General features: G+C 36.7%; 20 protein-coding genes. 13 read left to right on the plus strand and 7 right to left on the minus strand.

Going from position 1 to position 12496, the window contains the following annotated elements:
* From FZ945_RS09895 to FZ945_RS07275, 13 genes are all read left to right on the plus strand, one after another.
* On the plus strand, positions 1-503 hold a 503-nt coding region (locus FZ945_RS09895), incomplete at its 5' end, for a hypothetical protein (RefSeq protein WP_187424182.1).
* Positions 504-524: 21 nt separating this feature from the next.
* Positions 525-1769 carry a hypothetical protein gene (locus FZ945_RS07220; RefSeq protein ID WP_148803565.1) on the plus strand — a complete coding sequence of 415 codons (1245 nt, stop codon included), beginning with the start codon at positions 525-527 and terminating at the stop codon, positions 1767-1769.
* On the plus strand, positions 1769-2533 hold the full coding sequence (locus tag FZ945_RS07225; RefSeq protein ID WP_148803566.1) for a hypothetical protein: 765 nt from the start codon (positions 1769-1771) through the stop codon (positions 2531-2533). The genes FZ945_RS07220 and FZ945_RS07225 overlap by 1 nt, the downstream gene beginning before the upstream one ends.
* A complete protein-coding gene (locus FZ945_RS07230) occupies positions 2523-2720 on the plus strand; it encodes a hypothetical protein (RefSeq protein WP_107790737.1) in 198 nt (65 codons plus the stop codon). The genes FZ945_RS07225 and FZ945_RS07230 overlap by 11 nt, the downstream gene beginning before the upstream one ends.
* Positions 2720-3418, plus strand: coding sequence for a hypothetical protein (locus FZ945_RS07235; RefSeq protein WP_148803568.1), 699 nt, complete (start codon positions 2720-2722; stop codon positions 3416-3418). Before FZ945_RS07230 ends, FZ945_RS07235 begins: the two co-directional genes overlap by 1 nt.
* The gene (locus FZ945_RS07240) at positions 3405-3764 is read left to right on the plus strand and encodes a hypothetical protein (protein WP_048809877.1); all 360 of its coding nucleotides are present in this window, start codon (positions 3405-3407) and stop codon (positions 3762-3764) included. The genes FZ945_RS07235 and FZ945_RS07240 overlap by 14 nt, the downstream gene beginning before the upstream one ends.
* Positions 3765-3826: 62 nt before the next feature.
* A complete protein-coding gene (locus FZ945_RS07245; RefSeq protein ID WP_148803570.1) occupies positions 3827-4228 on the plus strand; it encodes a hypothetical protein in 402 nt (133 codons plus the stop codon).
* A 402-nt stretch (positions 4229-4630) separates the two neighbouring features.
* The gene (locus FZ945_RS07250; protein ID WP_148803572.1) at positions 4631-4978 is read left to right on the plus strand and encodes a hypothetical protein; all 348 of its coding nucleotides are present in this window, start codon (positions 4631-4633) and stop codon (positions 4976-4978) included.
* A gap of 11 nt (positions 4979-4989) precedes the next feature.
* Positions 4990-5328, plus strand: coding sequence for a hypothetical protein (locus tag FZ945_RS07255; RefSeq protein ID WP_148803574.1), 339 nt, complete (start codon positions 4990-4992; stop codon positions 5326-5328).
* Positions 5328-5714: a hypothetical protein gene (locus FZ945_RS07260; protein ID WP_148803576.1), complete on the plus strand. Its 387-nt coding sequence runs from the start codon at positions 5328-5330 to the stop codon at positions 5712-5714. The genes FZ945_RS07255 and FZ945_RS07260 overlap by 1 nt, the downstream gene beginning before the upstream one ends.
* 31 nt (positions 5715-5745) lie before the next feature.
* Positions 5746-5934 (plus strand): hypothetical protein, encoded by a 189-nt coding sequence (locus FZ945_RS10045; RefSeq protein ID WP_262367190.1) that lies wholly within the window; start codon positions 5746-5748, stop codon positions 5932-5934.
* Complete coding sequence (locus FZ945_RS07270) at positions 5927-6226, plus strand: hypothetical protein (RefSeq protein ID WP_148803578.1); 300 nt, start codon at positions 5927-5929, stop codon at positions 6224-6226. The genes FZ945_RS10045 and FZ945_RS07270 overlap by 8 nt, the downstream gene beginning before the upstream one ends.
* A gap of 4 nt (positions 6227-6230) precedes the next feature.
* The gene (locus FZ945_RS07275) at positions 6231-6569 is read left to right on the plus strand and encodes a M15 family metallopeptidase (RefSeq protein WP_148803580.1); all 339 of its coding nucleotides are present in this window, start codon (positions 6231-6233) and stop codon (positions 6567-6569) included.
* A gap of 45 nt (positions 6570-6614) precedes the next feature.
* Here FZ945_RS07275 and FZ945_RS07280 read toward each other — a convergent pair whose 3' ends face one another.
* From FZ945_RS07280 to gatA, 7 genes are read right to left on the minus strand one after another with little or no spacing between them, the layout of a single operon-like run.
* Positions 6615-6968: an MmcQ/YjbR family DNA-binding protein gene (locus FZ945_RS07280; RefSeq protein ID WP_148803583.1), complete on the minus strand. Its 354-nt coding sequence runs from the start codon at positions 6966-6968 to the stop codon at positions 6615-6617.
* Positions 6968-7525, minus strand: a complete 558-nt coding sequence (locus FZ945_RS07285; protein WP_148803585.1) for a DNA-3-methyladenine glycosylase I — start codon at positions 7523-7525, stop codon at positions 6968-6970. The genes FZ945_RS07280 and FZ945_RS07285 overlap by 1 nt, the downstream gene beginning before the upstream one ends.
* Positions 7522-8316 (minus strand): carbon-nitrogen hydrolase family protein, encoded by a 795-nt coding sequence (locus FZ945_RS07290; RefSeq protein WP_148803586.1) that lies wholly within the window; start codon positions 8314-8316, stop codon positions 7522-7524. The genes FZ945_RS07285 and FZ945_RS07290 overlap by 4 nt, the downstream gene beginning before the upstream one ends.
* Positions 8309-8500 (minus strand): exodeoxyribonuclease VII small subunit, encoded by a 192-nt coding sequence (gene xseB, locus FZ945_RS07295; protein ID WP_103589975.1) that lies wholly within the window; start codon positions 8498-8500, stop codon positions 8309-8311. Before xseB ends, FZ945_RS07290 begins: the two co-directional genes overlap by 8 nt.
* A gap of 3 nt (positions 8501-8503) precedes the next feature.
* A complete protein-coding gene (gene metX, locus FZ945_RS07300; protein WP_148803588.1) occupies positions 8504-9610 on the minus strand; it encodes a homoserine O-acetyltransferase MetX in 1107 nt (368 codons plus the stop codon).
* A complete protein-coding gene (gene guaB, locus FZ945_RS07305) occupies positions 9610-11058 on the minus strand; it encodes an IMP dehydrogenase (RefSeq protein WP_103571696.1) in 1449 nt (482 codons plus the stop codon). The genes metX and guaB overlap by 1 nt, the downstream gene beginning before the upstream one ends.
* 3 nt (positions 11059-11061) lie before the next feature.
* Positions 11062-12420 (minus strand): Asp-tRNA(Asn)/Glu-tRNA(Gln) amidotransferase subunit GatA, encoded by a 1359-nt coding sequence (gene gatA / locus FZ945_RS07310; RefSeq protein WP_103643899.1) that lies wholly within the window; start codon positions 12418-12420, stop codon positions 11062-11064.
* Positions 12421-12496 lie beyond the last annotated feature (76 nt).

The raw sequence follows: 12496 nt of genomic DNA on the forward strand, positions 1-12496 counted from the left end.
GTCTTTATCCTAAAATAGAATATGATAGTGTTTCTTCTGATTTAAAAAAGAAGCTTGATAACATAAAACAATCTTTTTTTATAAATATTAATGAAACTTCTAGATCTTTACCTCTTAATTTAAACAATGATTGCATTCCTTTTTCTACATTGCCTTGTGGATCTCCTGTTGCTGTTAGTGGTTTTTTAAATTTATTTCTTGTAAATAATGCTTACTTTCTTCATTTGAGTTCTTTTAAGGTAGTTGTTTTTTATGAGCTCTGGGGTATTGATTTTTCTCTTTTAAAGTTAAATAAGGTCTTTTTAAAACGTATTTTTTGTCCTGCGTCTTTGCTTGATAGTGCAAATTTGGATGATGAAAAGCAGTATAAAGAGGCTGTTTTACTTAGTTGTATTTTTAGTCAAGTTAATAATATTCTTCATATTGATGAAATTATGAAATATAAAAAAGAAGATGGAGTTGATTTTAAAACTGGTCTTTTTCATCTTACTAGTGCTTTTTGAATTTTTAATTAAGGATTTATAATGCCAGCTCGTATTAATTCTAATTATTGGCCTGATCAAAAAAACTCAAATGATTTTAAGCCTATAACAATTAGTCCAGCTGATGCCACTGCTGCCGCTGGTGGTGTTGTAGCTGGTCTTGCTCTTTTTGGTGTTAGTAAATATGTTGAAAAGCAGTTGCAAAATAGTAGTTCTTCAGATGAAGTTTTAGGTAATATCGTTACTAAAAATAGTGAAGTTGTTTCATCTGTTAAAACTGAAAGTGAGAAGCCTGCTCCTGCTGATGCTTCTAAGTTAGGTAATTTTTTGCCTAATACAAATTTACTTAATATCCTCGCTAATCAAAATCAAATTTTACAAATTCTTTGCTATGGCTTGCTTTCTTCTTCTTTGCCTGCTTCTCAGTCAGCAGAAGAAAATAAAAATGTAGATACAAATGATAAGAGCAAGGCTGAAGCAAATCAAGAAGCAATCGTTAGACGTGAAAATTTGTATAATCAGCCTTTTACTGTTAAAGGACGTGTTAGGGTTGATCCAAAAACTGGTTATTGGGTTGATCCATATACTGACAAGCTTTATAACCCTATAAATGGTGATCGTATTTTTGAAAATGATTTGGTCTCTTCTAAGGCTGAAAATCATACAAATACAAATGCTGGCAGTGGTTCGGCTGTTTCTGCTGATGTAAATTTCAAAGAAGTTCTAAAATCTCAAGCAAATATTAATAGCGAAATTTCTAAATATATATCAACTATTGGTGAAAATCAAAAAATTTATAATCAAAATTTAATTAAAGTCGCTGAAAACTCTGCTAAGCTTGTTGATAGCACAAAGGATTATTCGCAAGCTATGCGTGATGGTTTGTCTGGTGTTAAGCTAAATGCTGATGTTAAAGTTAGAAATACTCTTGATGCTTCTTTATCTATCAATCATCCTGTTGAAATTTCTTTGCCAGCTTCTTATGCTGAAAATCAAAAAAAACTTAGTGAAAACTCTACTAAAACACTTGAAATTTATAAAGAAAAAGCCGAGTATGATAAAACGGCTGTTACTATTAAAGACCTTGACGGCAATACTATCGCAAAGGCTTCGCCACGTGAGATAGCTCTATCTCGTCAAGCTGTTCAAGCTCGCACTTATACCGATGAAAATAATTTTGAGCTAGATAATGAAGCTCTTGATCTTTTTGATTTGCCTATGCCAAATTTTAAAGATCTTTTTGATACTGAATTGCCTAGTAAAACTTTACTTAAGGATGTTAAATAATGGCTGAGAAACAATCTGAAGCAGGTAGAATTTTAAAACTTGGTATTGATGAGATGTTTGAAGACCTTACTTATAATGTTGCTTACGATCAAGTTTTGAAACGTTTAAAAAATAGTGGTATGGACGATGGCATTTTAAAAGACGCTATTAATAGCGGTATTACGATTATGTTTAGCGCTGCTTTAATGAAATATATCCAAATTCAAGAAAATGTAGTTAGCAAAATAATGTCTATTGTTTATGCTGGTGTTATCGCTTTACTCTCTCCGCTTGGTCGGTATGCTAAAAATAAGCTTGGAAAGATTAAAGGAGCAAAACTTAATCGTATGATTGGCTTTTTAACTGGCAATTTTTCTGATCGTGTTGGTGTTGCTCAAGTTCTTGTTAATTGTGGTAATCAAATTATTAATACTAATAACTCTAATAGCTCTGCTTTACAAAACGCAAATATTATTGTTGGGCAACGTCAGCACATTTTAGAAACTAAAAATCAAGAATTTCAATATGCAAAGGCTAAGGTTGATAATATAAATCAAACTTTGCTTTTTAAACTTTTTAGCTCTCGTTTTACTCCGCAAGATAAAGAAGTTCTAAGGCGTATAACTGGAAGTGACAAGATCGATATTGATGCTTTAAATCATGTTGCTGATTTTATGTTTGTTACTGATGATAGTGGTAATGTTTTGGGTCTTAGCGAGATGTTTATAACTATGATGAATGGCTTAGGTTATTTTAACGGAAAGGATAAAAATCGTGGCTCTTGATTGTGAAAGTGCATTTGCTAAAGAAATGGAAAAATTTGATACTTTGGGGGCTATTCTTGCTCGTATTGAGAAAATTTTAAATGATCACATCGTTAATAAACCTGAAGAGAAAAAAGATATTGGTTCTCTTGAAGAAACAAACCGACTTCTAAAAATTCTTTGTCAAGATCTTGTAGGTAAAGAATAATGGTATCTTTACTTTGTCATTGTTGTAAGAAAAAAGAATATTTTTTGCCTATAATCCATTCTGCTGGGTATTCTGAATTCTCTATTGATGATTTAACTAATAGTTCATATTGTGAATTAATGTTTAATAGTAAAGTTGCTAATTATCAAATGGGAACTTTTCACATTGATTTTCATTTATTTAATTGTAATTTTTATACTTATTATGGTCGTTTTTGCAATGATCCTTCTTACCCCCTAAAGCCTGCTACTTATGCTGACTATCCTTTTAATTATGATTATCCAGATTTAGCGCCTGATCCTAAAGATATAAAATTTGAAGATTTTATTAAAGGTGCTTTTTTTACTTTTAATGATAATGATAAATTTATGTTTGAATTTCCTACTGTAGCTGAATTTTCAGGTGTTTTTAATAATTTTAATCCAGGTATTCTGGTTGATGATTATGTCTTTTTTCTTGTTCCTAAAACATTTGTTCCTATCACCAATACTCTTTCTGCTTTTATACGATTTTGTAAAGTATATGAGCCTTTATCGTTTGATGTTGCTTATCATCGCTTAAAAAATCGTGCTATTAATTCTTATAATCGTTTGTTAAACTGTGTTCCTAATTTTTCTAATTTTTCTGATTATTGTTATTTATTTTATGTGAAAAAACAAGATTATTATTACAATAGGGAATATTATGCCAATATATAAAATAACTCAACAGCAAGGTAATAGAGTAATTACATCTACGCTTGAAGCTAAAAGCGTTCCTGATTTGATAGCTTTTTTAACCGCCGTTTCCACTGCTGAAATCAAGTATATTTATAAGGTTGAGTTTGAAACTCAAAAAACAAATTTTCCACCTGATGACTTCAATTACAACAAGCAGTTTAAAGCTTTTGTTTCTAATAAAAATCGTATGTGTAAGCAAATTTTACTTCATAATGTTAAGAAAACTAAAAACGAAAATGAATTATCTACGCTTATTAAAACACATCTTGAAGTTGGCGGCTTAGCTGTTAAAGGAGTTTCTTGCTCTCTATTTATGGATAAGTAAAAATTAATAATATATTTTTATAATTACTTATCTCAAAAAAAAATGTTTATGAAAGAATATTTATGCTTAAGAATATCTTTATTTTATGTTTATTTGTAAGTTTAGCTTTTTCAACTTCTTACTTTGATTATTTTAAAAAGGCTTTTATGAACGCCAGTTCTTCTGATGCCGCTTTTGCTCTTTGTAAAAATTATTTTCTTCTCGAAACTATTGCTTGCAATGGCTATCCGCCTGTATTAGATAATGATAATTGTGTTGTCGAATATGTTTTATTTAATGATACTAATGCTTTACGTGAAGCCGAAACTTATCTTGATAAGCAGTTTTGTTCGGTAGATTTTTTAAGAGCTTTTTTATTCTCTAAAGCTACTCTTATAGCTAAATTTTATAATCCTAATGGTTCTTTGCAAAAGACTAAACGTTATAATCAGTATAACCGCCCAGCTTGCACCTTACTAAGATAATCTTATTCTCGTTTCTGTCTTCTATTCAAACACGGCATCACCACCGCTCTGCGGTGTGTGCCGTGTTCTTCCTTTCTTCCCCTTAAGTCTGTTTTTCTCTTTTTGTCTTTACCCTTTACCGATCCTTCCCCCTGCTTATTTGATTTTCGTTTGCGTTGTGGCGTTAGTTTTCTGCTAATGGCTTGAAAGAAATTAAAATTTATAGTGTTTTTTAGCTAGCTAACGCCACGCAAACATATCGCGGACGAAAACCGCTAGCGGTTTGAGCGTCGCTGAAGCGTCCGCTTAATATATTCTTAATTATTTAACTTTTTCTTTTTTGTTTAATATTCTCTTGTTTAAAACGTTTTAACAAAAAAACAAATCAAAAAAAGTCTAAATGACGAGAAAGGATATAAAAAGATGTTAAAACAAACTATTGATGGTCTTTATTCGAAGAACTTAACTTTTTCAGCTGGTAGTGATGAAGAAGCTCTTGTTCCTTTGCTTGCTGGTAAGCTCGAGGAATTTGCGATTCATAGTGAAGGTGGAACGGCGGTGAGTGTTACTCCAAATCCATTAAATCGTAAAAGTGTTATCGTTGGTGCAAAAACTCCAACAGGTAGGGTTTCAACTATGATAACTATTCCACACGTTAAGCAAAGCTACATGTATCAAAATTTTGTAGCAGATTTTAAAAATAATCTTAATGCTAGTTTTGATGATATTACTAAATGCGATTACGTTACTTTGAAATTTGATAGGCTATAAGGAGTAAAAAAATGGCTGATAAGGTTTTAATTAAAAATACAATTAACGGAAGAACTTATAATTTTGCTTTACCTTGTGGTGGTGCTGAAGCTAAAACTTTTTGTGATAATGCTCTTGAGGGAACTTATGTTGTTTTTTTTCGTGGTAGTGAAGCAGGTAATTCAAATGAGCCTAGCGTTATTGAATACACTATTACTGGCAAAAGTCAAGCAGGTCATAAGGCTACATTTAGCTTTTATTCAAAACCTAGCATCGATGAAGCTCAAGTAAAAACGGCTCTTGCTGGTAAAACATTTAACGGCGTTAAATTCGATGATATTTATATCATAAGTGCAAGAACTGTTAAATAATGTTTTCTCTTTTAAATCTTAGCTCTCTACTTAGTAGGGGGCTAATTATTCATATTTTCGCTTATTCAATTCTAGTCTTATATATATTTTTTCTTAGAAGTAGCATTAACAATCTTGAAACTGAAGCAACTAAATTAAAAGCTGATCTAGCTATTGAAAAGCTTAATACTCAAAACGCTTTTTTAATTATTGATAACCAAAATTCTAAAATCGAGCAATTAAAAATCGATAGTGAAAAACTTTCTTTAAATAATAGCTCGTTAAGTCAAGAATTAAATAAGCGCTTTGGCGAAATTAAATTACCTAACAATAGTGATTATTGCGAAAAGTTAAAATTTTATGATAATTTGCTTTTGGAGTTTAACAATGACTACTATAAGAAATAATATTTACTTTTTTATCTTTTTTTCTTATATTGTGTTATTTGTTGGCTGTTCTGCTAAAGCTCCGCAAGCTACTATTCAAAAGGTTTATATCCCTATAAAGTGTGACGTAAAACTTCCTAAAAAGCCTTTGTTTAATCCAGCTGATCCAGATAGTTTAAAGGGGCTTATAATTTATTATATTCAGATAGAAAATTTATTAAAAGGATGTATAAATGGATAATTTTAATAAAGATGATGATTATTTGATCGTTGTTTTTATTATAGGCTTTATCGCTTCTATCTTAAATTTTGATCACGTTGATTATAAAAAGGCAAAGTATAAAATTCTTTCCTTCCTTTTAAGTTCCCTTAGCTCTATGTTTCTTTGCTGGATAAGCTATGAGATATTTTTTTATTTTTTAAATACTTTTAAGGTTTCTCTTGCTCTTAGTGGTTTCGTTTCTTGGCGTGGCACTGAGTGGATAAATTCAATAATTGATAGAGCTATCAATAAAAAGCTTGAAAAGGAGTAAAAATATGACACTTGGCGAAAATCAAGAAGCGTTCATGCGTGACGTTGAAAAGCTTTTGAACTATCTTCATATCAACGGCTATTCTATTAGGGGTGGCGAGCTTGAAAGGACACAAGCCCAACAAGAAATATACTATAATACTGGCAAAAGCAAGACGATGCAATCAAATCATTTAAAACGTTGTGCTATTGATCTTCATATTTTTAAAAATGGTGTATGGCTTCAATCTAAACAAGATTTACAAGAAATAGGCAATTATTGGGAGAGCCTAAATAGTCTTAATCGTTGGGGTGGCAATTTTACTTCTTTTCTTGATACACCACATTTTGAAAGAAATTGTTAAACGTTCTTGACAATTAACTTAAAATCTAAGGCTGAAAAATGGCCTTTATTTGCTTAGCTCAAAGCTTTCATCTATCAGGTCAAAAACTGTTTTTTGTGGGATTTTTGAGTTTAAATTTACACTTATCCAGTGCTTTTTATTCATATGATATGCTTTAAAAATTTGCCTCTCATCAACTAGCACCATGGCTAGATCAGGGCTGCATTTTAGGTTTAAAACATCTATCATCTCGTCACTTTTAAGGCCAAGCTTGCTAGCGCTTATATCTAAAAGCAGCGCAAACCACTTTTTGTTTTTCTTGTGACGAAAGACACTAAATTTTGGATATTTTGGGAAAAATTGCTCCCCTAAAATATCAAATTTCTCTTTTATATATTTTTCAACTTCACTTCGTTTCATTAAATTTTACCTTTACAAAAGCACTCATTTTCGTGATCATCGATGACGCCAACGCCTTGTAAAAACGAGTAGATGATCACAGCGCCTACAAATTTAAAGCCACGCTTTTTCATATCTTTTGAGATGCGCTTTGAGAGCTCACTGCTTGCTGGCATGTCCTTAGCGCTTTTTATGTCATTTATCACGCGCTTGCCATTTGTAAATTTATAGATGTAGCTATAAAACGAGCCAAACTCGGCACAAAGCTCTAAAAAAGCTTTGGCATTTTTTGGCAGAGAGTAAATTTTAAGGCGGTTTTTGATCGCTCTATCATCGCTTAAAAGGCTTTGAAGCTTCTTTTCATCATAAAGTGCGATCTTTTTTACGTCAAAGCCATCTAAAATTTGAGTAAGCCCAGCTCTTTTTCGTAGCACGTAGTCCCAGCTAAGACCTGCTTGAAAGCCCTCTAAAATGAGCATTTCAAAGAATTTCTTATCATCTTTGACCGCTCTGCCCCACTCAAAGTCGTGATAGCTCCTGCTAAACTCGCTCTTTTCAGCCCAGACGCAACGCTTCATCTTTTAAATTTAGCCTCTATCTGCATAAAGCCCCAGGTGCTTCTAGCCTCGCTAAGCTCCTTTTTGCTAAGCTCATCTATCATCATCTCTTCATTTTTGCCAAGTCTGTTCTTAACCTCGCCAAATGGGCTAATAAGCATAGAGTCGCCGTAAAAACTCCACTGCTCGTCCTCACTCTTGTGGCTTCCCACGCGATTTACGCGAAGCACATAGAGGTTGTTAGTAAAGGCTCTAACCTTTAAAAGCTCCTCCCAGCGCGCCTGCGAGAAAAACGTGCAAGCCGTTGGCACAAGCACGATATCGACCTTTTTAGCGCTCATATAGGCCCAGCACATGTCAAAATGTGCCTCGAAGCCAAACATGACGCCAACCTTAAATTTATCGTAGGTAAAGATAGGTAAATTTAGCTCCTCGCTTGCGTTGCTAAAAAATTTTGCCTCGTTCCAGTGCGCGTAAGGCATGAGGATCTGCTGGTCATATAGCTTTACTTGCGTTTGGCTAAATTTAGCTAGGCTCTTAAATATCTCCTTGCCTTTTAAATTTATGATAGGTGCGATGATGTTTAGATCATACTTTTTTGCCATCGCAAAGAGCGCCTCTTTTTTGCGCTCGCTCTGCTCTTTTATGAGGCTTTTTGGCATGCTAGTAAGCTCTTTAAAGAAGCTATTTAGCACGTATTCGCCAAGCACAACCAGCCTTGCGTTTTCGTCCGCGCAAATTTTAAGGTAATAATCAAGCCTCGCCTCGCTTAAAGGCTGCGTTGGTAGCTGAAGGGCGCAAATTTTACTCATCATCCACCTGCTTTATGCTAAGTTTTGCGTTTTCTAAAATTTCTCTTGCCTCGTTTAAGAGCTTTTTGCCCTGCTCATGCAGCTTTATGCTCTTTTCTAAGCTCACATCATCTTTGTTTAGATCGTTTAAAATTTTATCAGCTAGGGCTAATTTCTCTTCAAAACTTTGCTCTTTTTGCTCCATTTTCTATCCTTTTAATATATTTTTTATATATCCATCAAATTTTTCTATCTCGACCAAAAAGGCGTCATGGCCGTAGTTGCTATCTATCTCAACAAAATTTGTTTTTGCCTCCCGCCCCATCTCGCAAAGTGCGTCATAAATTTCTCTCATGCAGCTTGGCGGAAAGAGTAGATCACCTTTAAATGCGATAAGGTGCAAATTTGCTTTGATCGGCGCTAGGGCGTCTTTTAGGTTGTCATAGTGCCTTGTACAGTCAAAGATATTCATCATCTTTACGATATATAGGTAGCTTAGCGGGTCAAACCTCTTTGGGAAGTTGTAGCCGTTATACTCCATGTAGCGATCGACCTGAAAATGCCCAAAAAGATCGTAAAGGCCGTCAGTTTCTACGTAGTTTCGTCCAAATTTTTTATCCATGCTATCAGGGCTTAAAAAGCTGATATGACCTGCCATCCTGCCGTAAGCCATGCCTTTTAGCCCATTTTTTCTTATAAATTCCACGTCATATTCGCCGTTTTTGAAATTTTCATCGTTTAAAATGGCTTCGATCGCGATTTTATTAAACGCTATCGCCCAGGGTTTGGTTTGGTAGGTGCTTGCAAGCATGACGATATCTTGTGCAAATTCTGGAAATTCGATAGCGTAGCAAAGTGCCTGCATACCGCCAAGACTGCCACCTATCACGGCTCTTGCCCTTTTAATACCAAGCTCGCTAAATAGCCTCATCTGCGACTTTACCACGTCGCTTATGGCAAGGACTGGGAAATTTAGCCTATACTCTTTGCCGCTACTTCTATCCACGCTTAAGGGCGAGGTCGAGCCAAAGCACGAGCCTAGGATATTTACGCAGATGACGTAAAATTTATCGGTATCGACCGCCTTTTTGCTGCCTATTAGCCCGTCCCACCAGCCAGCTTTCTCATCGCCTGCGTATGTGCCAGCAGCGTGGTGTGAGCCAGTTAGGGCGTGACAGATCACGATAACATTGCTTTTATCAGCATTTAGCGTGCCGTAAGTCTCGTAAATAAGCTTGAAATTTGATAGCATACGGCCACTCTCAAGATAGAGTGGCTCGTTAAATTTAATAGTTCTAGTTTGCAGGTCTAACACTAATTAACTTTATAGTTTGGTGCCTCGTGAGTGATAACTACGTCGTGGACGTGGCTCTCTTTTAGTCCTGCGCTTGTTATCTCGACAAATTCGGCTCTTTCTTGAAGAGTTGGGATATCTTTTGCGCCAACATAGCCCATAGCACTTCTTAGGCCGCCTATTAGCTGATGTATCACATCTTTTATACTGCCAGCAAATGGCACACGACCCTCGATACCTTCAGGCACAAGCTTGTCTTGAGCGGTGCCCTCTTGGAAGTAGCGGTCTGAGCTGCCCTTTGTCATAGCGCCTATTGAGCCCATGCCACGATATACTTTATACTGGCGACCTTGGAATGTTATAAGCTCGCCTGGGCTCTCCTCACAACCTGCTAGCAAGCTTCCTGCCATAACGCACGCTGCCCCTGCTGCAAGGGCTTTTGCCACGTCGCCTGAATATTTTAAACCACCATCAGCTATAACTGGGATGCCGTATTTTGCTGCTTCGCTTGCGCAGTCGTCAATGGCTGAAATTTGAGGCACACCAACGCCAGCAACGATCCTTGTAGTACAAATAGATCCTGGTCCGATGCCCACTTTTATGCCGTCCGCTCCTGCTTCTGCTAGGTCTTTTACGGCTGCTGGATTTGCGATATTGCCAGCTACGACATCAACTTTAAAATTTGCTTTTACCTCTTTTAAAGTGTCGATGATACCCTTTGAGTGGCCGTGAGCTGAGTCGATGACGATGACATCTACGCCAGCATCAACTAGCGCTTTAGCGCGCTCTATCTGACCCACGCCAATAGCCGCAGCCACGCGAAGTCTGCCGTAGCTATCTTTGTTTGCGTTTGGATACTCTTTGCGTTTTTTTAGATCTTTTATGGTGATAAGTCCGTCAAGTCTGCCGTCTTTATCGACTATAGGTAGCTTCTCAACCCTGTTTTGAGAGAAAATTTTCTCCGCATCATCAAGCGTGCAGCCCTTTGGTGCAGTGATAAGCGGTGCTTTTGTCATGCGGTCTTTTACCAAAGTGCTCATATTTGTCTCAAATCTCAAATCGCGGTTTGTTAAAATTCCTATTAGTTTGCGGTCTTTGTCGATGACTGGAACGCCTGAAATATGAAGATCTGACATAAGGCTTAGAGCTTCAGCCACGGTCGCTTCTGGATTTATAAAGATAGGATCGATGATGACGCCACTTTCGCTTTTTTTAACGCGTTTGACCTCTTTTGCTTGGCTTTCGACGTCCATATTTTTGTGGATAACACCGATACCGCCGAGCCTTGCCATCATGATAGCAGTTCTATGCTCAGTCACCGTATCCATCGCAGCAGAGACGATCGGGATATTTAACGTAACGTTTTTGCTGATCCTGGTTTTTACATCAACTTGCTTTGGCAAAATTTCAGAGTATTGCGGCACAAGAAGCACATCCTCAAATGTTAAAGCTCTCTTTACTATCTTCATATTTTATCCTTTTATTAAATTTTCTAGGCTCTTAGCACCATTTATCAAGGTCTGTTCGTCCCACGCTTTTGCGATGAGCTGGGCGCTCACGTTCAAATTTTGATCATCTTTGCCAACTGGCACAGAGATAGCTGGTAGGCCTGCTAAATTTACGCTGATCGTGTAGATATCGCTTAGATAGGCTTGAAGCGGATCGCTATGTGCTCCAAATTTATAAGCTGTACTTGGAGCAACTGGCATAAAGATGAGATCATTTTCTTCTAAAATTTTCTCATATTGAGCTTTTATATGCGCTCTTGCTTTTTGCGCTTTGATGTAGTAAGCGTCGTAGTATCCGCTACTTAGCACAAATGTACCAAGTAAAATTCTTCTTTTTACCTCTTCGCCAAAGCCCTCTGAGCGCGAATTTACATATAGTTCTTTTAAATTTCTAGCATCTGCGCGTCTGCCATATCTCACGCCATCGTAGCGGCTTAAATTTGCGCTTGCCTCTGCGGTTGCGATGATGTAGTAGGCAGCGACGTCATATTTTGAGTCTTCAAAATTTGTGTAAGTTACGCTGTGTCCGTGTGATTTTAGCTTTTCTATGGTTAAATTTAAAGCGACTTTTGTCTGCTCACTTGCGTTTTCTACGTAGTTTTTGATGACACAAATTTTTAGTTTTTTGTTACCATCTATCTTGTCGCTAATGCTAACAAACGGCACATCTGCGCTCGTGCTATCTTTTGGGTCGTGTCCAGCGATCGCGTCATATAAAATGGCTGCGTCTTCAACGTTTTGAGCGATAGGTCCTATCTGATCAAGGCTGCTTGAGTAGGCGCCAAGGCCATATCTGCTCACTCTGCCATAAGTTGGCTTAAGTCCCACGCATCCGCAAAATGCCGCTGGCTGGCGGATCGAGCCACCAGTATCGCTACCAAGTGCTGCGACTGCAAGACCAGCTGCGACTGCTGCTGCTGAGCCGCCGCTACTGCCACCTGGGACGTGAGCGTGATTTAGTGGGTTTAGTGTTTTGCCGTAAAATGAGCTCTCAGTCGTGCTTCCCATCGCAAATTCGTCCATATTTGTGCGGCCAAATGGAGCTAAATTTTTGCTAAGTAGCTTCTCGATAACGGTTGCGTTGTAAGGCGCTACGTAGCCTTGTAAAATTTTAGAAGCGCACGTGACACTCCAGCCTTTTACTTGGATGTTGTCTTTTATAGCGATAGGCACGCCCTCGCCTAGTTTTGCGATCTCTAAATTTGCTAGCTGCTCGACATAAGCGCCAAGCTCTTTTTCTTTTATGATCTTCGCCTCAAGCTCGGCTCTTAAATTTTTTATCTCTTCAGCTGAAAATTTCAAAGCTTCTTTTAAAGTTACCACTATTTTTATCCTTTAAATTTATTAACCAAAAATATGCCAAACAAGCTAACAACGACCACTGCAGCGATCGTTGCTA

The sequence above is a fragment of the Campylobacter concisus genome (assembly GCF_902460535.1).
Lineage (GTDB): Bacteria > Campylobacterota > Campylobacteria > Campylobacterales > Campylobacteraceae > Campylobacter_A > Campylobacter_A concisus_AS.

What these genes read in the sequence shown, in the direction of transcription:
- FZ945_RS07220 (WP_148803565.1), top strand. Translation starts at nt 525, where the DNA reads ATGCCAGCTCGTATTAATTCTAATTATTGGCCTGATCAAAAAAACTCA.
- FZ945_RS07225 (WP_148803566.1), top strand. Translation starts at nt 1,769, where the DNA reads ATGGCTGAGAAACAATCTGAAGCAGGTAGAATTTTAAAACTTGGTATT.
- FZ945_RS07235 (WP_148803568.1), top strand. Translation starts at nt 2,720, where the DNA reads ATGGTATCTTTACTTTGTCATTGTTGTAAGAAAAAAGAATATTTTTTG.
- FZ945_RS07240 (WP_048809877.1), top strand. Translation starts at nt 3,405, where the DNA reads ATGCCAATATATAAAATAACTCAACAGCAAGGTAATAGAGTAATTACA.
- FZ945_RS07245 (WP_148803570.1), top strand. Translation starts at nt 3,827, where the DNA reads ATGCTTAAGAATATCTTTATTTTATGTTTATTTGTAAGTTTAGCTTTT.
- FZ945_RS07250 (WP_148803572.1), top strand. Translation starts at nt 4,631, where the DNA reads ATGTTAAAACAAACTATTGATGGTCTTTATTCGAAGAACTTAACTTTT.
- FZ945_RS07255 (WP_148803574.1), top strand. Translation starts at nt 4,990, where the DNA reads ATGGCTGATAAGGTTTTAATTAAAAATACAATTAACGGAAGAACTTAT.
- FZ945_RS07260 (WP_148803576.1), top strand. Translation starts at nt 5,328, where the DNA reads ATGTTTTCTCTTTTAAATCTTAGCTCTCTACTTAGTAGGGGGCTAATT.
- FZ945_RS07270 (WP_148803578.1), top strand. Translation starts at nt 5,927, where the DNA reads ATGGATAATTTTAATAAAGATGATGATTATTTGATCGTTGTTTTTATT.
- FZ945_RS07275 (WP_148803580.1), top strand. Translation starts at nt 6,231, where the DNA reads ATGACACTTGGCGAAAATCAAGAAGCGTTCATGCGTGACGTTGAAAAG.
- FZ945_RS07280 (WP_148803583.1), bottom strand. Translation starts at nt 6,968, where the DNA reads ATGAAACGAAGTGAAGTTGAAAAATATATAAAAGAGAAATTTGATATT.
- FZ945_RS07285 (WP_148803585.1), bottom strand. Translation starts at nt 7,525, where the DNA reads ATGAAGCGTTGCGTCTGGGCTGAAAAGAGCGAGTTTAGCAGGAGCTAT.
- FZ945_RS07290 (WP_148803586.1), bottom strand. Translation starts at nt 8,316, where the DNA reads ATGAGTAAAATTTGCGCCCTTCAGCTACCAACGCAGCCTTTAAGCGAG.
- xseB (WP_103589975.1), bottom strand. Translation starts at nt 8,500, where the DNA reads ATGGAGCAAAAAGAGCAAAGTTTTGAAGAGAAATTAGCCCTAGCTGAT.
- guaB (WP_103571696.1), bottom strand. Translation starts at nt 11,058, where the DNA reads ATGAAGATAGTAAAGAGAGCTTTAACATTTGAGGATGTGCTTCTTGTG.